Genomic DNA, 19635 nt, shown 5'->3' with positions numbered 1-19635 from the left:
CGGCACGGCGTCATTGGCTACCGGGGTCGCTAGAACCCGCAAATCCGGCTGAGTAGGTCGCGTCCACCAGTTCCTGCAGATGGCGAATGACGTCGACCTTGTGCTCAGTCTCCGGCAGTTGTTGCTCCCCAGCCGCCACCAGCCCATTGCGCCAGTGGCTGACGATCTCCTGCTGTGCGGCGGCGGGCAGGTCGTCGATCCACAACGAGCCGAGGTTGTTGTCGACGATCTCCTGCAGGTGGTTGGCGGTCTGCCTGTCCGAGAGGCGGGAGATCAGGAACTCCAGCGTCCAGTCGAACAACCCTCCGGTCGCGGTCCAGTCGACGCCGGGTTTCAGCAAGATGAGGCCAGCCATTATTTCCCCACGATGAATACTCGCGGACCGAGGCTCCGGTCCGTAATGAACTGCTCGATGCGGGCCACCTGTTCCGGGTTGAACTTCGCGACGTCAACCGGCACCAGGTCTGCTTTGTCTAAATGTCGCTCAATCTGATACTGCAGTTGCGGCCACTGGCGGTCAAAGAACTGGCCCGGAAAGTTGCCAACCGCATCGTAGGTCCGTCCGGCCTCGTCGACCCAGTCGGCAGAGGAGTCCGCGGGAGCGCGCTGCAGGCGCACGCCCGCTTCGTGCTCCAACCGGACCGCCGTCTCCGCCTCGCCCGGACGAAATCTCCCGGTGGCCGGATCCATGCCGAGATCGTGGACTCGTTGCTGCTCCGTCACCGTATGGCCTGGGGTCTCGCGAGGCGGCTCAGGCTCCGGTCTGTTCCGGCTCGGCGGCGACTCACCTTTCAGGAGTCGGCCCAACGCCTGCTCGAGCTTGTCGATGAGGTCGCCGAGCCGGCGCACCTCCGGAATCAGCCGTCGCAGGCTGACCAACAGCCCCCGCAACAACCGTGCGATCCGCGCCCCCCACGACGCCACCAAGGTCGTGACCTGCTCCACGACCAGAGGCGCGGCCAGCCCACCGGTGATGAGGAGTTCTCCCGCGTACACGATGATGCGGGACACGCAGGTGGCGATGGCGTCGCGGACCAGGAGTCGGACGGCGGCCACCAGGCCGGCGGCGCCTTCGGTGATCGCGGCCATGGTGTCGGCGCCCTGGGCGAGGCCGGTGATGGCCTGTTGCTGTTCGGCGGCCCAGGCCCGGTAGGCGGGCCCGGCGCTGCCGCCCCAGCCGGCGACGTCGGTGCGGACGCCGCGAGCCAGTTCGGCGGCTTCGTCGCGGAGCGACCCGGCGACGTTGCGCCAGGTCTGGGCGTGTGCGGTGATCTGCGCTGGGTCGCCGGCGAGCCAGTCCAGCGCTTCGCTGAGCGGCTTGACGTGTTCGATGAGCCAGGCGATTCCGTACTGGAGCAGGGCACCGACCGGGTCGGAGACGAAGGCGAGGGCGTCCAGGCCGGCGCTCACGACGCCGAGGCTGCCGTCGATCCAACTGCCGGTGCGGACGCCCTGGGCGATGAGTTCGATGTCCTCGCAGATCCACACGCCGGCCCAGGCGCTGGGTGGGGTGTCCGCACCGGCGGCGACGAGCGGGTTCGACGTCACGGGCGCTGCCGCACCCCATCGCGCTGGTGCGGCTGCACCCCGTCGCGCCCCTGCTGCCGCACCCTGTCGAGTAGCTGCTTGGCGTGGGCGTCGGAGCTGCGGTAGCGGTCGGCTCCGACCCGCAGCTTGCCGGCGGTGTCCCGTACCGACGCTGCGGCGGTGCCGATGCCGTCGACCAAGTTCCGTTGCAGGCCGTCGAGCAGCACCGGCATCATCGCGCAGAGTTGCCCGTAGGCGTCGGTGCCCAACCGGACGTGCTGGCCTGCCTGCTGAGCGGTGTCGAGGCTGCTGGCGCAGCGATCGAGGCGTGCGGCGTGGGCGGTCAGGTCGTCCGGGTCGACCTGGATGTCGTCACCGGCGGGCATCGTTCGATCCCTGGTCGGGTAGGAGCCGGCTGCGGTACGAGTCGATGATGGCCTGAGCGCTCGCGTCGTCACCCAATGACTGGGTGGCTGCGTCGCTGACCTGTCGGAGCAGGTCGGCGCGCGCGGCAGTGGTGGTCTCCAGGATCTGCCGAGCGGTGTGCGCCGCGGGTTGTTGCCGGACGCGCTCGTCGAGCCGTAGGTCGATCAGCAGGCCGGCCGAGTCGACTGTGACGTCGACAGTCCGAGCGGCGTTGTGGGCGGTGCCGGTCAGGTCCCGCATCGTCGCCGCCAGAGTCTTCGCTCGTGCCGCCCGCTCGGCGAGCGACGTTTCCCACTCGTCGAGCCGGCGCTCCGCCGCGTCGAGCGCAGCGTCGTCCGCCCACACGTCGACCCTCCCCAGGGGACCACTGCCGGCGGCAACCGGCGACATCACCGGCACGCTACCAACCAGTGGCGCTGCGTGCATGCCCCCTCGGGATGGGCGACAAGACCGGACCCCCTCTGCGCGATCTTGCACTTACTGTCGCGACAAATGACGCAGAGTCCCGCAACTCGACGACTGAAACTGCAAGATCGACGCAGCAGGGCGTGGCGTCCGTATCATCTCGGCATGACGCGGTTCAGTCGGCGGGCGATGTTGCTGGCCGGCAGTGGGCTGCTCGTCGGCTGTTCGCGGCGGCCTGAGGCGGACCCGGTTCACCTGCGACTGGCGACCGGGCCGGCGGGGGCGGTCTACCGGCGGATCGGCGGGGCGCTGGCCGAGCACATCTCCGAGCAGGTGCCGGGCGCCACTGTGACCACAGTGCCGAGCGGGGCGTCCACCGACAACATCCGGATGTTGCGGGCCGGCGAGGTGCACCTGGGGCTGACCAGCCTGGACGCGCTGATCACCAGCGACGGGAGCGCGCCCGGAGGGCTGTCGGCGATCTGCCGGCTCTACGACAGTCATCTGCATCTCGTGGTCATGGCCGGTTCGGCGATCGACGAGTTTCGGGATCTTGAGGGCAAACACGTGTCCCTCGGTGCCCACGACTCGGGCACGGAGTTCACGTCGTTGCGGGTCCTGAAGCTCGGCCCGCTCAAAGCCGACGGCCAGAATCTCAGCCAGGCCGAGTCGGCGGCGGCGCTGCGCGACGGCACGATCGACGCGATGTTCTCGCTGACCGGCGTCCCGACGCCCGCCATCACCGAGTTGGCGCAGCGGCACCCGATCCGGCTGATTCCGTTGGAGGCGCAGGCCGACGGGCTCTTCACGGCGTACCCGGGTCCCTACGCCCCGGCCATGATCCACGCGGCTGCCTACGCCGGCGTCCCGGCGACGCGCACCGTCGCCGTACCGAACGTGCTGCTGGCGCGCGACGACCTGCCTGACGACCTGGTCTACGCCATCACCGACACGGTCTTCCGGCACACCGGGGCGATCACCTCCGCTGGCCGTGACGACGCCGAGGCCCTTCCGGAGGCGTGGCAGATCAACGTGCGTACCGGGATCTCCACCGCATCGGTCCCGCTCCACCCGGGCGCGGCGGCCTGGTTCCGCGACCGCAAACGCTGACCCGGTCACCGGGAACGGAGGTTGTCAGGCCGGCGTCGACGCGGGTGCGACCGGCAACACCACCACCGCGGCCAGCCCGTGCCCGGACCCGTCCGGACGCGGCAACCCCTCCTCCAGCCGCAGCTCACCGCCGGCCGCCCCGATGAGATCGGCGCAGATCGCCAGCCCCAGGCCGGTTCCGGGAACGTTCTGGTGCCGAGGTGAGCGCCAGAACCGTTGCAGCGCCTGGGCCCGCTCGGACACGTCGATGCCCTGGCCGTCGTCGCGGACGGCGACCGTGACGGTGCCGGGACCAGCGGAGACGACCCGCGCGGTCACCTCCACGACCTGCGCGCCGGACAGCCGCAGCGCGTTGCTGATCAGCTCGTCCAGGATGCTGCCCAGACCGCCCGGCGGCTCCAGCAACCGCAACCCCGGCGGTACGTCGACAGTCAGGCTCTGCCCGGCGGTGGCGGTCAGGGCACGCCACCGGTCCACCCGGGTCGCCAGCACCTCGTCGAGGTCCACCGGCGACGCCGTCCGCAGGCTCTCCATCCGCGCGCTGGCCTGCAGCGAGTTCAGCATCCGCTGCATCGCCTTCAGCTCGTCGACGGCGACGTCGTACACCTGCTGCCCGTCGCCGTCGGACCGCAGGTGTGGCGCGAGGCTCTCCACCGCGAGCCTCAGGCTGGTCAACGGGTTGCGTAGCTGGTGTGACGCGTCCGAGACGAAAGCGCGCTGTCGCTGGGCGGCGTTCTCGACGGCGTCCATCATGGAGTTGAACGACCGCGCCAGCCGCCGCAGCTCGACAGGGCCGGCCTCGGCGTCGGCGCGGATGGTCAGGTCGCCCTCGGAGATCCGCGAGGTCGCCGCGTCGAGTTTGCGCACCGGCCGCAGCACCCACGCCGACACCGGCCAGGCGACGGCCGTCAACGCGAGCAACGGCAGCAGCCCGAGACCGGCCAGCCGGGCCCAGCGTACGAGGATGAGCTCGCGCGTGCGGGACAGGTCGGAGATCGTCACGACGGCGCCGACGACCTCACTGTCCCGGCCGACCGGCTCCGCCACCACGAGTGCGGAGTCGTCCCACGGCGCCCACTCCCAGGACGGTTCGGAACGGGCACCGGCAAGCGCCGCCGTCACGGTCCGGGGCAACGCCGCCTCGGCGCGCGCCGCCTTCTGGTACGCGTCGGCCGGCCCGAGCAGCACCGCGCCCGACGTGTCGATCAGCGCGACCGGAATGCCGTAGAGCTCGTGGTACCGCGTCAGCTCCTGTTGTAGCGCCTCGGTGCGGCCGGTCGACAGCGCGGTCTCGGCCAGCGAGGCGAACCGGCCGACGTCGTTGAGCCGGTTGACGTACGTCTCCTGCATCTCCCGTTCGGCCACGGTGATGCTGAGCGGCACCCCGAGCGCCGTGACGAGCAGCACGGCGAGGGGGACCAGGACGACGAGCAGCCGGCGGTGCACGCGGTCAGCCGATCAGCTCCGGCTGGTCGGCCAGCAGCCGATAGCCGACGCCGTGGACGGTCCGGATGACCACGTCCGGCCCCAGCTTGTGCCGCAGCGCCGCGATGTGGGTGTCCAGGGTGCGGCTCGACGACTCCCAGGACGCGCCCCAGATCTGGTCGAGGATGACGTCGCGGCTGACCACGTTGGGCGCCCGCCGGGCCAGGAGCAGGAGCAGTTCGAACTCCTTGCGGGTCAACGGCACGAGTACGCCGTCGACGGTGACCTCGCGGGTGCCGACGCCGATCCGCATCGGGCCGAGGACGAGCGGCTCGTCGGTCTGGCCGAGGGCACGAGCGGCCCGGGTGCGCCGCAGGACGGCTTCGATCCGGGCGAGCAACTCGGGGATGCCGAACGGTTTGACGATGTAGTCGTCGGCACCGGCGCGCAGGCCGCGGACCCGCTCGTGCTCCTCGGATCGCGCGGTCACCGCGATCACGGCGGTCTGCGGGTGGTCGCGCAACTTGCGGATCACGTCGAGCCCGTCGCCGTCGGGGAGACCCAGGTCGACGAGGACCACGTCGGACGGCCCGGCGCGCTCGGCATCCGCGGCGGTGGCGACGCGGTGGACCTCGAAGCCCGCCTGGGTCAGGACGGTCACCAGACCCCGCGCCACGCGGTCGTCATCCTCGATGACGGTTATCCGCATACCGGCGAATTCTACGGCCCGGACCGGTGCTCGTGCCGGCCCGGGTTCTTGGGATTTTTCTGACACCATCCGGGCCCCGACCAGCCGAGACTGAGGGCCACTAACGCGCCGAGGGATGTCCATGCGTTGATGGGGAGGTCGCCGTATGCGAACGACCAGCAGGTACCGGGCCACCGCGCGGATGATCGCCGCGATCGGTGCCGTCGCGCTCGCCGCCGCCTGTTCGGGTAACGGGGGTGCCGCCGGAGGAGGGGACGCCGCGAAGTACCCGGACGAGAACATCACGATCGTCGTGCCGTTCAGCGCGGGTGGCCCGACGGACACCGTCACCCGGATGATCGCCGGGCCGATGGCCGCGAAGCTCGGTGGCAAGATCGTCGTCCAGAACGTCGAGGGTGCCGGCGGCACTGTCGGTGCCGGCGATGTCGCGCGGGCCAAGCCGGACGGCTACACGGTGCTCATGCACCACATCGGCATGTCGACGGCGCCCGCCCTCTACAAGAGCCTGGGCTACAAGCCCCTGGAGGACTTCGAGACGGTCGGGCTCGTCACCGAGGTGCCGATGACGATCGTCGCCCGCAAGGACTTCGCGCCCGCGACGCTCCAGGACCTGGTGACCCACGTGAAGGCGAACGCCGACAAGGTCACGCTGGCCAACGCCGGCATCGGCGCCGCGTCGCACCTGTGCGGTCTGCTGTTCCAGAGCACTACCGGCGTGAAGCTCCAGGAGGTGCCGTACCAGGGCACCGGTCCCGCACTGACCGACCTCGTCGGCGGCCAGGTCGACTTCATGTGCGACCAGACGACAAACACCAGCGGCCAGATCGCCGCCGGAAAGGTGAAGGCGTACGCGGTCACCACACCCGAGCGGGTGAAGAGCCTTCCCGACCTGCCCACCACCACCGAGGCCGGGTTGCCGCAGCTGAAGGTCAGCGTGTGGCACGGTCTCTACGTTCCGGCCGACACCCCGCCGGAGATCGTCCAGAAGCTGTCCGAGGCGTTGAAGGTGGCGCTGGCCGACCAGGGGGTCATCGACCAGATGGCCAAGCTGGGCACCGCGCCGGTCCCGGCCCAGGACGCGACCCCGGACGCGCACCGGGCGAAGCTCGACGAACAGCTCGGCACCTGGGCGAAGATCATCGCCGACTCCGGGGTCAAGGTGTCCTGAGGTGGAGCGCCGTCGGTCGTTACCGGACGTCCTCGCCGGGGGGATCTTCGTCCTGATCGGTGGCGCATTCGTGGTGGGGGCGCTCGGCTACGAGCTGGGCACCCCGACCCGGATGGGCCCGGGCGCCTTCCCGCTGCTGGTCGGCGCGGCAGTGGTCGCCCTGGGCCTGGCGATCGCCGGCAAGGGGCTCGTCGCCGGTGAGGTGATCTCGTTCGGGCCGGTCCCGTGGCGGGCGGTCGCCGTCATCGTGCTCGCGGTCCTGTTCTTCGGGTTCACCATCCGGCGACTCGGGTTCGTACCGACCACGGCGGTGACCGCACTGCTCACCACCCTGGCCAGCGCCCGCGTGCGGCTGCTCACGGCGGTGGCCGTGGCCGCCGGGCTGACGGTGGCCAGCACGCTCATCTTCGTCGTCGGACTTCAGCTGCGGATCCCGCTGTGGGGCCCCTGGCTGGGCTTCTGACGGGGCATCCGGATTGAGGCATGGAACTCCTCGACAACCTCGCGCTGGGCTTCTCGACGGCCCTGCTGGTCCAGAACGTCCTCTACTGCTTCGTGGGAGTGCTGCTCGGGACCGCGGTCGGTGTGCTGCCCGGCATCGGGCCCACGGCCACCGTGGCGATGCTGCTGCCGATCACGTTCAGCTTCGAGCCGGTCACCGCGCTGATCATGCTGGCCGGCATCTACTACGGGGCACAGTACGGCGGCTCGACGACCGCCATCCTGATCAACCTGCCCGGTGAGTCGTCAGCGGCGGTCACCGCGCTGGACGGGCACGAGATGGCCCGCCAGGGCAGGGCAGGCCCTGCTCTGGCGGCTGCGGCGATCGGGTCCTTCGTCGCGGGTACGGTCGCCACCGTCGCGCTGGCCGCCGCGGCCCCGCCCCTGGCCAGTGTCGCGTTGAGGTTCGGCCCGGCCGACTACTTCTCACTCGTGCTGTTCGGCCTGATCGTGTCGATCGCGCTGGCGCGGGGCAGCGCGCTCAAGGCACTGGCGATGATCGCGCTCGGCGTACTGCTCGGTACGGTCGGCCAGGACATCTACACCGGAACGCCCCGCTTCGTGTTCGAGCAGCGCGAGCTGTACGGCGGCATCGACTTCGTGTCGGTCGCCGTGGGCCTGTTCGGGGTGGCCGAGATCCTGCGCAACCTGGAGAACGAGCAGACCCGCACGGCGATCGTCAGCAAGGTGACCAACCTCTGGCCGACCCGCGAGGACCGGCGTCGCATCATCGCCCCGATCCTGCGGGGCACCGGTCTCGGCGCCGCGCTCGGTGTCCTGCCCGGCGGCGGCCACGTGCTGGCCTCGTTCACCTCGTACGCTGTCGAGAAGCGCATCTCGAAGCGGCCGCAGGAGTTCGGGCGGGGCGCGATCGAGGGCGTCGCCGGCCCCGAGTCGGCGAACAACGCCGCCGCGCAGACGTCGTTCATTCCGCTGCTCACCCTGGGCCTGCCCGCCCACCCGGTGATGGCACTGATGATCGGCGCGTTCATCGTCCACGGCATCACCCCGGGCCCGAATGTCATCAACGACGAGCCGGCGCTGTTCTGGGGCCTGATCGCGTCGATGTGGATCGGCAACGTGCTCCTGCTGCTGCTGAACCTGCCGCTGATCGGCCTCTGGGTGCGCATGCTGCGCATCCCGTACCAGGTGCTCTTCCCGATGATCATCCTGTTCGCCGCGATCGGCACCTACTCACTGAACTTCAACGCCTACGACGTCTACGCCATCGCGTTCTTCGGGATCCTGGGCTACATCCTGATCAAGTGCGGCTGCGAGCCGGCGCCCCTGCTGCTCGGCTTCGTCCTCGGCCCGCTGCTGGAGGAGAACCTGCGCCGCTCGCTCATCATCTCCCGTGGCGACCCGTCGGTCTTCGTGACCCGACCGATCTCCGCGGCGCTGCTGGCCCTGGCCGTCGTCGCGCTCGTCGTCGCCGTCCTCCCGACGATCCGCCGGCGCCGCGCTGTCGTCTTCGCGGAGGATGAGTAGCAATCCGGACCACGTGACGGTCAGGTCGACGAAGATTGTTCCCGTGACGAGCGACAACACGCCCCGGCGCTGGACCAGCCGGACCGTCTGGGACCGGCGGTTCAACGCCCCGCTGCGCTCGTTCCTGCGTACCGAGACCGGCGGCGCGCGGGTGGTGCTGATCGGCGCGGTGGCGGCCCTCGTCTGGGCGAACCTCAGCGCATCGTCGTACGAGTCGGTCTGGGAGACCTCCTTCTCGATCCAACTTGGCGACTGGCAGGTGGCACATGACGTGCGTACCTGGATCAACAGCGGCCTGATGACGTTCTTCTTCCTGGTGGCGGGGCTGGAGTTGCGCCGCGAGTTCGACATCGGCGAGTTGCGGGAGCGGCGTCGCCTGGCGTTGCCGATGCTGGCCGGGGTCGGCGGCATGCTCGTGCCGATCGCGATCTACCTCGCCATCAACGCCGGGCAGACCACCGCGGCGGGCTGGGGCGCGGTGATGGCCACCGACACGGCGCTCGCGCTCGGCGCGCTGGCCGTCTTCGGGCCACGCTTCTCGGAACGGCTGCGGGGTTTCCTGCTGACCGTCGCCGTCGTCGACGATGTGGTGGCGATCGCGGTGCTGGCCATCGCGTACCCGCATCACCCCTCGCTGACGGCGCTGATCGTCGCGGCGGCGATCTTCGGCGTGGTGCTGCTCGTCCGGGGCTTCGGGGTGCGGTTCGGGCCGGTCTACGCGCTGCTGGGGGTGGCGGCCTGGCTCGCCGTCTCGATGTCCGGTGTCGACCCGGTCGCGGTGGGCCTGGTGATGGGGTTGCTGACCTACGCCTACGCTCCCGGCCGAGGCGACCTGCAGCGGGCCAGCGACCAGTTCCGCCTCTTCCGAGAGCAGCCCACCCCGCAACTCGCCCGGATGGCTCGGGCCGGGCTCACCTCGGCGCTGTCGCCGAACGAGCGGTTGCAGACGCTCTACCACCCGTTGGCGAGCTACGTGGTGGTGCCGCTCTTCGCGCTGGCCAACGTCGGCATCGTGATCGACGGCGACCTGCTGACCAGGGCCGTGACCTCTCCGGTCACGCTCGGGGTCGTGGTCGCGTACGTCGTCGGCAAGCCGGCCGGGATCCTGGCCACCGCGTGGCTGGTGACCCGGCTCAGCGGCAACCGGTTCCGGCCGCCCGTCGGGTGGGTTGCCGTCGCGGGGGTCGGCACGATCTCCGGCATCGGCTTCACCGTCGCGCTCCTGATCGCCACCCATGCCCTGAGCGGCCCGGCCCTGGACGAGGCGAAGTTCGGCATCCTCGTGGCGACGCTCGGCGCGTCCCTCGTCACGTGGTTGGTGTTCCGCTCCGTCGGACGGCTCTCGCCGGCGCGGCGGACCCGTGCGCTGCTGGGCGTCGCCGAGGGCATCGTCGACCTGATGCTGCCGGTCGACGCGGATCGCGACCACATTCGCGGGCCGCTTGAGGCGCCGGTGACGGTGGTGGAGTACGGCGACTTCGAGTGCCCCTACTGCGGGCAGGCCGAGCCGGCGGTCCGAGAGTTGCTGGCGGACTTCGCCAACATCCGGTACGTCTGGCGGCACCTGCCGCTCACCGACGTCCACCCGCACGCCCAACTCGCGGCCGAGGCCGCCGAGGCGGCGGGGGAGCAGGGCGCGTTCTGGGAGATGCACGACCTGCTGCTCGCCCACCAGGACGCTCTCAACCCCACTGACCTGCTCGGTTACGCCGAACAGCTCGGCCTGGACCTGGACGGGTTCCGGGAGCACATGGTGAAGCGGATGGGCGTGGACCGGATCGCCGAGGACGTCGACTCGGCCGACCTCAGCGGCGTCACCGGCACCCCGACCTTCTTCATCAACGGCCGGCGGCACCACGGCGCGTACGACATCGCCGCGCTCTCGGCGGCGGTGAAGGCGGCGTTCGCGAGCGCGAAACTCCGCCCCGAGTACCACCCTCGGGATCCCGGCCGCCGTGAGGCCGGTCCGGCGAGCTGACCGCGCGGCCCGTGCGGTCGTCACCGGGCCAGGTGGTCGACGGGCGCCGTGGTCAGCTCCCGGCCGTCGGCGGCGCCGCCACGATCACGGGTACGGGTGGACACCTGGCTCACCGTCCGGCAGTCGCGGCGTCGCCGGATCAACGGGGTCCGCCGCCGTGACGTCCGATCCCGCCCCCGCGTCGCGGGGTGCGGAGGTGTTGGTCGGCGCCTTTGGAGCTGAATCGTTTGCGACATCACCGCGGCACACAGAGGGTGCGAATCGTTTGCGGCATCAGCTCCATAGGCAGCGCGCCAACCCATACAGCCCTTCAGCCCCGGGCTCCGGAGCCCGCCCCTGCGGGAGCCCGCGCCCGCAGCCCTAGGGTCCACACGGTCCAGCGCCGCACGCTCCCCGCAGCCCCGCAGCCCCGCAGCCCCGCAGCCCCGCAGCCCCGCACGCCTCAGCCCGGCCCGCCGGGAGCCCGGCAGCACTCGCGGCCCCAGGCAGCGCGGGGCGTTCAGGCGGCGGGGAGAGCGGCCAGCCGACTGGCGCGGCGGCCGGCGACGGCCACGACGACCGCGAGGGCCAGGGCGATCAGGAAGAAGACGTCCGCGCCAGCGAAGGCCGCGTGGAAGCCCGCCGTCGGGTCGGTGGCGGAGCTGGCACGGGTGTACGCGATGGTGAGGATCGCGATGCCGAGTGAGCGGCCGAGTTGGTGGGCGACGTTGACGAGGCCGGACGCGGCGCCGGCGTCCTGCGGTTCGACTCCGGCCACGCCGCCCTGGGTCATCAGGATGATCGCGATGCCCTGGCCGATTCCGATCACCAGCAGCGGCAGCAGCACGTCCGGGAAGTAGCTGGAGCCTGTCGAGATGCGCGACAGCCACGCCATGCCGACGAGCGCGAGAACGAGGGACGCCACCAGCAGGAGGGGACGGCCGAGCCGGTTCTGCAGGGGCCGGATGGCGTACACCATGGCGAAGAATCACTCTAGTGATAGCCGGCCTCCGGTTGCTGGCGCTGGGAGACACCCGCATCGTGACGGCCCTCACCCACCTGCGTGTGGCCCGCCCGCACCGGGCCGACGCCGCCCGCAACTACGACGCGATCCTGGCGGCGGCCCGGGTCGCCTTCGCCGCGCAGGGCGCGGAGGCTCCGCTGGAGGAGATCGCCCGCCGCGCCGGGGTGGGCATCGCGACGCTCTACCGCAACTTCCCGACCCGGGAAGTGCTGATCGAGAACGTCTACGTCACCGAGGTCGAGGCGGTGTGCGCGACCGCCGGGGAGGCTGAGAGCCTCGCCCCGCGTGACGGCCTGTACGCGTGGCTGCGGCGCTTCGTGGAGTACATCGGGGCGAAGCAACCGCTGGCCGCCGGCCTGAACCGGGAGTCCACCGCCTACCTGGAGTGCCGGCGGGCGCTCTACGCCGCCGGTGGGCCGCTGCTGGAGCGGGCCCAGCGGGCGCGCGAGGTGCGCGCCGACGTGACTATCGACGACGTCATGCGCCTGACCAGCGCCATTGCCTCCGGGCACTTTCCCCGCGCCGACCAGCGCGATCACGTGCTCACTGTCGCCCTGGACGGGCTGAGCGTGCAGCCGGAGTGACCCCGGCGGTCCGCCCGCGCGTCGATGTCCGAAGTGGAACAGCTGCGGAACGTGTTCGGGGAATCACGATGGACTCGGGCCCTTGACTCTCGGGAAACATCGGGCCACCATCTGACAACGTTGTCACAGACCCCCGCCATCTGACAACGTTGTCATTTCTGGAGGCAAGATGTCCGAGCCATCGCCGGTTTCCCGGCGTACCTTCCTCTCCGCCGGCGCGACGCTGCTGGCGTCGGTCGGGGTGACCGCGGCCCTCCCGGACGCCCTCGCGTCCGCCGCCGTGCCGGCGCCGACCGCCACCCCCACCGCCACCGACCTGGCCCGGTACCGCCCGGTGACGGTCTCCTCGACCGACTACGCGCCGACGCCGGCCACCTTCGCCGTGGACGGCCTGCCGCAGGTCGGCGTCCGGGGGAGTGGATGGCGTGCCGCCGCCGGCGATCCGCAGTGGATCTCGGTGGACCTCCAGGCGCCGTGCCGGATCGAGGCCGTCTGCCTGGTCTTCGAGGCCACGCTCACCGACGGACCGTTCGACGGCAACTACACCGACACCGACGGCGACGAGATCCTCTCCAGCGCCGCGACGGCGTACCGGATCGAGGTCTCCACCGACGGCCGTGCCTGGCGGTCGGTGTACGAGACCAGCGAGGGCCAGGGCGGCACGCAGACCATCAAGCTGCCCGAGCCGGTCACCGCCCGGTGGATCCGGATGACCGCCACGAAGCGCTCGAACAGCAACCCCGTCGGCCTCAACGGCTTCCAGGTCTACGGCGTACCGCTGGCCGGCCGGCCGAAGGTCGAGGGCTGGACCAGTTGGGAGGGCGGCAACACCGGCCCGGCCCCCGAGCTGAGGGTCGCCGCCGACGGCACGGTGCCGCTGGAGTCGGGCTGGTCGTTGACGATGGACGACTTCGCCGGCACCGCCGACGGCGCCGAACTCTCCCGCGCCGGCGTCGACGTCCGGTCCTGGCTGCCGGCGACGGTACCCGGCACCGTGCTGGGCACACTGGTCGAGCAGGGTCACCTGCCCGACCCGGTGGCCGGCTTCAACAACATGCGCATCCCGGAGGCGCTGTCCCGCCACACCTGGTGGTACCGGCGCGCGCTGCGGCTGCCGCGCGACCTGGACACCTCGGCCGGCCGACGGATCTGGCTGGAGTTCGACGGGATCAACCACGAGGCGACCGCCTGGGTCAACGGCGTGCAGGTCGGCAGCGTCAAGCACCCGTTCGCGCGGGCCGCCTTCGACATCACCGACGCGTTGGCCGGTCACCGTGGCGAGCACGTCCTCGCCGTCCGGGTCACCCCGATGCCGCACCCGGGCACCCCCGGCGACAAGGGCCCCGACGGTCGTACCTTCCTCCAGTCGGCCCACCACTACCTCGACGCGCCGACCTACCTGGCGGTGTCCGGGTGGGACTGGATGCCCGCCGTCCGCGACCGGGTCACCGGCCTCTGGGACCACGTCCGCCTGCGCAGCACCGGCGCCGTGGTCATCGGCGACCCGCACGTGCAGACCACGCTGCCCGACCTGCCCGACACCGACACCGCCGAGGTCACCATCCGGGTGCCGGTCCGCAACGCGGCGACCAGCGCCACCACTGTCACCGTCCGCGCGGAGTTCGACAGGGTACGCGTCGAGTCCACGGTGACCGTCCCCGCCGGCGGGAGCACCACAGTCACCTTCACGCCGGAGCGCTTCCGCGCGCTGCGGCTGCGCAACCCCCGGCTCTGGTGGCCCAACGGTTACGGCGACCCCCACCTGTACGACCTCACGCTCACCGCCACAGTGAAGCGTTCGGTCAGCGACCGGCGTGCGCTCCGCTTCGGTGTCCGCGAGTTCGCCTACGACTGGCACCAGCCGATCGTCGTCTCGCCGCCCGGCAAGCCCGCCCTGGAGTTCGTCGACGGCGCGGCGACCCAGACGGTCACGTTCGACAGGCAGCACGCCCGGCACGTCCGCGTCCAGGCCGGCCAGCGCGCCACCGGCTGGGGCATCTCGATGTTCTCGCTGTCGGTGGCCGACGGCACCGGCCCGGATCTCGCCCTGCGCCGCGACGCCACCGCGTCGTCCTCGGAGAACGACGGCAACGGTCCCGGTAGGGCCGTCGACGGCGACGCGGCGACCCGCTGGGCCTCGCAGGCCGAGGACGACCAGTGGATCCAGGTCGACCTCGGCGCGGCTGTCGACTTCGACCGGGTCACCATCGTGTGGGAGCAGGCGTACGCGCTGGACTACCGCGTCCAGGTCTCCGCCGACGGGGACGCCTGGAGCGACGTGACCTCGGTCAGCAACGACACCCCGCTGGGCAGCCGGGCCACCCAGGTCGAGACGTTCGCCAGCCAGACCGCCCAGCACCTGCGCATCCAGACCGGCGCGCGGGTGACCTCGTGGGGCGTGTCCATGTGGGCGCTCTCGGTGCAGCGTCAGGCCGAGCCGGACGTGGACCTGGCCCTGCGCCGGACCGCCACCGCGTCGTCGTCCGACAGCGACTCGAACGGCCCGGACCGGGCCGTCGACGGCAACCCCCGGACCCGCTGGTCGTCGACGTTCGAGGACAACCAGTGGATCCAGGTCGACCTCGGCGCTCCGGTCAGCTTCGACCAGATCACCATCGTCTGGGAGCAGGCGTACGCCCGCGACTTCGTCATCCAGGTCTCCGACGACGGGCAGCGCTGGACCGACGTCAAGGCGGTCAGCAACAAGATCACCGAGCTGAAGATCACGGTGAACGGTGTGCCGGTGTTCGCCCGGGGCGGCAACTGGGGCTGGGACGAGCTGCTGCGTCGGGTGCTGCCCGACCGGCTGGCCGACACCGTCGAGATGCACCGCGACATGAACTTCACGATGATCCGCAACTGGCTCGGCAGCAGCAACCGCGAGGAGCTGTACCAGGCCTGCGACGAGCAGGGCATCCTGGTGTGGAACGACTTCTGGCAGGCGGGCGCGTTCCTGCCCAACCCGCCCGGCTACGTCGACATCGCCGCCGACACGATCCGGCGGTTCCGCCACCACCCGAGCATCGTCGTCTGGTGCGGCGCGAACGAGGGGGACCCGCCGCCGATCGTCGACGCCGGGCTCAAGCAAGCCGTCTCCATCGAGCACCCGGAGATCCTCTACATCCCCAACTCCGCCAGCGGCATCGTGAGCGGGCGTGGGCCGTACGGCTGGGTCGACCCGACGACCTACACCGACAAGACGATCTACGAGGCGGACTCGTTCGGCTTCCACACCGAGATCGGCATGCCGGTGGTGTCGGTGGTCGAGAGCATGCGCAACCTCGTCGGTGACGCGCCGGAGTGGCCGATCGGTGAGGTGTGGAACTACCACGACTGGTCGACCATCGGTAACCAGCGTGTCGGCACGTACCAGGCGGCGATCGACGCGCGGCTCGGTGAGTCCGACTCGCTCGACGAGTTCGCCACCCGGGCGCAGTTCGTCAACTACGAGAGCCACCGCGCGATGTTCGAGGCGTGGAACGCCAACCTGTGGCAGGACGCCACCGGTCTGCTGCTGTGGATGTCGCACCCGGCGTGGCACAGCACGGTCTGGCAGACCTACGACTACGACCTCGACGTGAACGGCGCCTACTACGGCGCCCGCAAGGGGTGCGAGCCGGTGCACGTCCAGGCCGACCCGGGCACCTGGCAGGTCCGGGTGGTCAACCACACCGCCGCGCCGCTGAGCGGGGTCACGGTGAGTGCCCGACGGTACGACCTGAGCGGCCGGTCGCTGGGTTCGGCCCAGCGTCAGCGGGTGGACGTGGCCCGCTCGGCCACCACGGCGGCCTTCCCGCTCGCCGCGCCGGACGGTGGCGGGCTGCACCTGGTGCGACTGGAGCTGCGGGACAGCCGCGACCGGCTGCTCGCGGAGAACACCTACTGGCGCTACGACAAGGCCGAGCAGTTGCGGACGCTCAACGACGTGCCGAGCACCCGACTGTCGACGTCGTCGAGCACCGTACGCGTCGTGGACGGGCGCAACACCGTCACCACGACGGTCCGCAACCAGGGTCGTACGGTCGCCGCGTTGGTGCGGCTCGCCGTGCGCGACCACGGCGGTGAGCGGGTCCTGCCGGCCCGCTACGACGACAACTACTTCTGGCTCCTGCCGGGGGAGAGCCGCGAGGTGCGGATCTCCTGGCCGGCCCGGCCGGGCCTCGCCCGCCAGGTCACGGTGACCGCGCAGGCGTACAACTCCTAGGAGTACGCGGTGGGAGGCGGCGCCGTGACGGCTCCGCCTCCCACCGTGGACCCGTGCGCTGCCACCCGATGCGGGCGTTTAAGGTCCGTTACCGCACCTCGGCTCGGGACCGAGATTCATGCTGTACGTGTGACACGGTCCCCGTCCGGCGCGGTGCGGGTCGCGTTCGCGTTCTGGATCACGCTCGTGGGCACCACAGTGCCGACCCCGCTCTACCCGCTCTACGAGCTGGAGTTCGGCTTCTCGTCGTTGACAGTGACAGTGGTCTACGCGCTGTACGCGCTGGGAGTCGTGGTCGGGCTGCTGGTCTTCGGTCGGCTCTCCGACCAGATCGGCCGACGCCCGGTCATCCTCATCGCGCTGCTGCTCTCGGTCGCCGCCGACGCCGTGTTCCTGGCCGCTGTGGACCTGGCGATGATCATCGTGGGTCGGATCCTCGCCGGGCTGTCCGCCGCGCTGATCATCGGCGCGGCGACAGCGGCGTTGGCGGAGCTGATCGACCCTCGGCACCCGAAGCGGGCCGCCACCGTGTCGATCTTCGCGAACCTGGGCGGCCTGGCCGCCGGCACCCTGCTGTCCGGGATCGTGTCGGACCTGGCACCCGAGCCGCTGCGGCTGCCCTGGGTGATCGTGCTGATCCTGGCGGTGGTCGCGATCATCGCGCTGCGCGGAGTGCCGGAGACGGTCCGGGAACGTTCGCCGGTGACCCTGCGGGTGCAGCGGTTGCACGTGCCGGCGACCATCCGCGGGGACTTCGTCCGCTCGGCACTCACTGCCGGCGCGGGCTTCGCCGCCCTCGGGGTGCTCACGTCGGTGAGCGGGCTGTTCCTCGGCATGGTCCTGCACGAGACCTCACACACGCTGGCCGCGCTGGTGGTCTTCGTGGCGTTCACCGGCGCGGCGTTCGGTCAGCTGCTGACCCGCGTGCTGTCCTCGCGCGCCGCGCTGGCCAGCGCCTGCGCCGGCCTGGTCGTGGGGGCGGGCGTGCTCGCGTTCAGCATGTGGATGGCGTTGCTGGCGACGCTGCTCATCAGCGCGGCGATCATCGGGGTCGCGTCCGGGGTGGCGGTCGGCGACGGCATCGCGACGATCACGATGAAGACCGAACCGCAGCACCGGGCCGAGGCGGTGTCGACCTTCTTCGCCATCCTGTTCGCCATGCTCGGTGTGCCAGCGGTCGGGGTCGGTCTGCTGATCCAGACGATCGGTCTGCGCCCGGCCGGCGAGGTCTTCAGTGCGGTGGTGGCGGTGCTCGCGCTGGTCGTCCTGCTCAGCCTGGTTCGGGGCGGCCGGACTCGGCCCGCGAGCTGATCACCGGCCGGGCCTGTTCAGGGCACGCGGGGCGCTTGATGAGCCAGTCACGGAGGTCTTGCGGCGGTCATCGTATACAACATACGCTCCCCGAATCGCCCACTTGAGGAGCTCTCCATGACGAACCTCTCCGTCCGCGACACGAACCTGCCCCGCCGCCGGGTGCTCCGGGCCGCCGTGGCGGCGGCCGTCGTCGTCTGCACTGTCGTCGCCTGCTCACCGGTGTCGAACGACGAAGGCGGCGACCCGTCCGGCGGCGGCCAGTCGGCAGGCCAGGATTCCTTCGGCACGCCCGCCGACCCCGCCGCCGTGAAGCAGGGCGGCAAACTGGTCATCGCCCTCTCCGCCGAGCCCGACGCGCTGGACCCGACGCTGTCGAGAAGCCTCTACTCCCGCTACGTCTTCCAGGCCATGTGCCAGAAGCTCTACGACGTCAACGAGCAGGCGCAGGTCGTACCGCAGCTCGCGACGGCCCTGCCCACCACGAGCGGCGACGGCCGGACGGTGACCATTCCACTGCGGCCCGGCGTGCGCTTCGCGGACGGCACGGCGTTCGACTCGGCCGCGGTGAAGGCCACCCTGCAACGCCACCTCACCAACGCCCGGTCGGCGCGCAAGAGCGAACTCGGCCCCATCGACGGCGTCGACACCCCGGACGCGCAGACCGTCGTCCTGCGGCTGAAGCAGCCCTTCGCACCGCTGCTCGGTGCCCTCGCCGACCGGGCCGGCATGATCATGAGCGCGCAGGCGCTGCGGACCAAGGGCGACGACTTCGCCTCGGCGCCGGTCTGCGTCGGCCCCTTCAAGTTCGCGAAGCGGGTGCCACAGAACTCCATCGAGGTGGTGCGGGACCCCAACTACTACGACGCGAGCAAGGTGCACCTGGACGCCATCTCGTGGCGGATCCTCACCGACGCCAGCATCCGCGCCGCCAACCTGCGCTCCGGCGACGCGCAGGTCGCCGACTCGGTCTCCACCCAGGACGTCGCCTCGCTCCGGCAGGACTCGGCGGTCTCCGTCCTCCAGTCGCAGTCCCTCGGCTACCAGGGCCTGACCATCAACGTCGGCAACGTCGACGGCGTCGGCACCACAGCCAAGCCCATCAACCGCCCCCTCGCCCAGAACGCCAAGGTGCGGCAGGCCTTCGAGCACGCCATCGACCGCAAGGCCCTGGTCGACGCGGTCTTCAACGGTCTGCACGCCGCCGCCTGCTCCCCGATCTCACCCGCGAGCACGTTCTCGTCCCCCGAGGCGCAGACCTGCCCGGCGCACGACCCCGCCAAGGCCAAGCAGTTGCTGGCCGAGGCCGGCGTGCAGACGCCGTACACGGTCACGATGCTCGCCTCGAACACCCCCGACACGCTGCGCCTCGCGCAGGCGTTGCAGTCCATGGTCAAGGACGGCGGATTCGACCTGAAGATCAACCCGGTGGAGTACTCGTCGCTCCTCGACGAGCAGGACCGCGGCAACTTCGAGCTGCTGCAACTGGGCTGGAGCGGACGGATCGACCCGGACGCCAACATCACGAACTTCGTCGGCACCGGCGCCAGCCAGAACGTCGCCGGCTACAGCAACCCGCAGCTCGACACCCTGCTGACCCAGGCCCGACAGGCCGGCGACGTCGAGGAGCGCAGGAAGCTGTACGGGCAGGCGGTCACACTGCTTCAGCAGGACGACGCCCTGATCTACCTCTACCGGCAGCGCAACCTGACCGCCGTCAGCAAGCAGATCCAGGGCCTCCAGGTCTACCCGGACGGCGTGATCCGGGCGGCCTTCGCCGGCTTCGGCAAGTAGGC

The 19635-nt window shown here is 70.9% G+C and carries 16 protein-coding genes; 9 read left to right on the top strand and 7 right to left on the bottom strand.

All coding sequences use genetic code 11. The annotated features are described in order from the left end of the window. Positions 1 to 10: 10 nt before the first annotated feature. Genes KBX08_RS22645 through KBX08_RS22630 form a run of 4 tightly spaced genes read right to left on the bottom strand, consistent with a single transcriptional unit; the run spans position 11 to position 2343 of the window. The gene (locus tag KBX08_RS22645) at positions 11 to 355 is read right to left on the bottom strand and encodes a hypothetical protein (protein WP_210785421.1); all 345 of its coding nucleotides are present in this window, start codon (positions 353 to 355) and stop codon (positions 11 to 13) included. Further along, entirely contained in the window at positions 355 to 1548 is a 1194-nt protein-coding gene (locus KBX08_RS34760; protein WP_210785420.1) for a WXG100 family type VII secretion target, read from the bottom strand. The genes KBX08_RS22645 and KBX08_RS34760 overlap by 1 nt, the downstream gene beginning before the upstream one ends. Further along, positions 1545 to 1913 (bottom strand): type VII secretion target, encoded by a 369-nt coding sequence (locus tag KBX08_RS22635; protein WP_210785419.1) that lies wholly within the window; start codon positions 1911 to 1913, stop codon positions 1545 to 1547. The genes KBX08_RS34760 and KBX08_RS22635 overlap by 4 nt, the downstream gene beginning before the upstream one ends. Further along, entirely contained in the window at positions 1900 to 2343 is a 444-nt protein-coding gene (locus tag KBX08_RS22630) for a YbaB/EbfC family DNA-binding protein (protein WP_247669867.1), read from the bottom strand. Before KBX08_RS22630 ends, KBX08_RS22635 begins: the two co-directional genes overlap by 14 nt. Before the next feature lie 180 nt (positions 2344 to 2523). Between KBX08_RS22630 and KBX08_RS22625 the strand changes: the two genes are divergently transcribed. Next, positions 2524 to 3468 (top strand): TAXI family TRAP transporter solute-binding subunit, encoded by a 945-nt coding sequence (locus KBX08_RS22625; RefSeq protein ID WP_210785418.1) that lies wholly within the window; start codon positions 2524 to 2526, stop codon positions 3466 to 3468. Between the two features lie 24 nt (positions 3469 to 3492). Here the strand turns inward: KBX08_RS22625 and KBX08_RS22620 are convergent, their stop codons facing one another. Both KBX08_RS22620 and KBX08_RS22615 read right to left on the bottom strand, forming a co-directional pair. Continuing rightward, a complete protein-coding gene (locus KBX08_RS22620) occupies positions 3493 to 4914 on the bottom strand; it encodes a HAMP domain-containing sensor histidine kinase (protein WP_210785417.1) in 1422 nt (473 codons plus the stop codon). Between the two features lie 4 nt (positions 4915 to 4918). Continuing rightward, complete coding sequence (locus KBX08_RS22615; protein WP_210785416.1) at positions 4919 to 5602, bottom strand: response regulator transcription factor; 684 nt, start codon at positions 5600 to 5602, stop codon at positions 4919 to 4921. 145 nt (positions 5603 to 5747) lie between these two features. Between KBX08_RS22615 and KBX08_RS22610 the strand changes: the two genes are divergently transcribed. The 4 genes from KBX08_RS22610 to KBX08_RS22595 are packed head-to-tail and all read left to right on the top strand — an operon-like array spanning position 5748 to position 10737. Then, on the top strand, positions 5748 to 6770 hold the full coding sequence (locus KBX08_RS22610; RefSeq protein ID WP_210785415.1) for a tripartite tricarboxylate transporter substrate-binding protein: 1023 nt from the start codon (positions 5748 to 5750) through the stop codon (positions 6768 to 6770). 1 nt (position 6771) lies between these two features. Then, complete coding sequence (locus KBX08_RS22605; RefSeq protein ID WP_210785414.1) at positions 6772 to 7233, top strand: tripartite tricarboxylate transporter TctB family protein; 462 nt, start codon at positions 6772 to 6774, stop codon at positions 7231 to 7233. A 20-nt stretch (positions 7234 to 7253) separates the two neighbouring features. Beyond that, positions 7254 to 8759 carry a tripartite tricarboxylate transporter permease gene (locus KBX08_RS22600; protein WP_210785413.1) on the top strand — a complete coding sequence of 502 codons (1506 nt, stop codon included), beginning with the start codon at positions 7254 to 7256 and terminating at the stop codon, positions 8757 to 8759. A gap of 43 nt (positions 8760 to 8802) precedes the next feature. Then, positions 8803 to 10737 carry a Na+/H+ antiporter NhaA gene (locus KBX08_RS22595; RefSeq protein ID WP_238690064.1) on the top strand — a complete coding sequence of 645 codons (1935 nt, stop codon included), beginning with the start codon at positions 8803 to 8805 and terminating at the stop codon, positions 10735 to 10737. Between the two features lie 499 nt (positions 10738 to 11236). Here the strand turns inward: KBX08_RS22595 and KBX08_RS22590 are convergent, their stop codons facing one another. Further along, positions 11237 to 11695 (bottom strand): hypothetical protein, encoded by a 459-nt coding sequence (locus tag KBX08_RS22590; protein WP_210785411.1) that lies wholly within the window; start codon positions 11693 to 11695, stop codon positions 11237 to 11239. Between the two features lie 17 nt (positions 11696 to 11712). Here KBX08_RS22590 and KBX08_RS22585 point away from each other — a divergent pair, with 17 nt between their 5' ends. From KBX08_RS22585 to KBX08_RS22570, 4 genes are all read left to right on the top strand, one after another. Beyond that, a complete protein-coding gene (locus KBX08_RS22585) occupies positions 11713 to 12324 on the top strand; it encodes a TetR family transcriptional regulator (protein ID WP_307850607.1) in 612 nt (203 codons plus the stop codon). 169 nt (positions 12325 to 12493) lie between these two features. Next, complete coding sequence (locus KBX08_RS22580) at positions 12494 to 16528, top strand: discoidin domain-containing protein (RefSeq protein WP_210785410.1); 4035 nt, start codon at positions 12494 to 12496, stop codon at positions 16526 to 16528. Between the two features lie 129 nt (positions 16529 to 16657). Further along, positions 16658 to 17839, top strand: coding sequence for an MFS transporter (locus KBX08_RS22575; protein WP_210785409.1), 1182 nt, complete (start codon positions 16658 to 16660; stop codon positions 17837 to 17839). Between the two features lie 117 nt (positions 17840 to 17956). Next, positions 17957 to 19633 carry an ABC transporter substrate-binding protein gene (locus KBX08_RS22570; RefSeq protein WP_210785408.1) on the top strand — a complete coding sequence of 559 codons (1677 nt, stop codon included), beginning with the start codon at positions 17957 to 17959 and terminating at the stop codon, positions 19631 to 19633. Positions 19634 to 19635 lie beyond the last annotated feature (2 nt).

Origin of the sequence: Micromonospora sp. H61, from assembly GCF_018070325.1 — a bacterium.
Taxonomy (GTDB): domain Bacteria; phylum Actinomycetota; class Actinomycetes; order Mycobacteriales; family Micromonosporaceae; genus Micromonospora; species Micromonospora salmantinae.
Note: the sequence above shows the minus strand (reverse complement) of the source record. Positions and strands in the feature narration are given on the sequence as shown.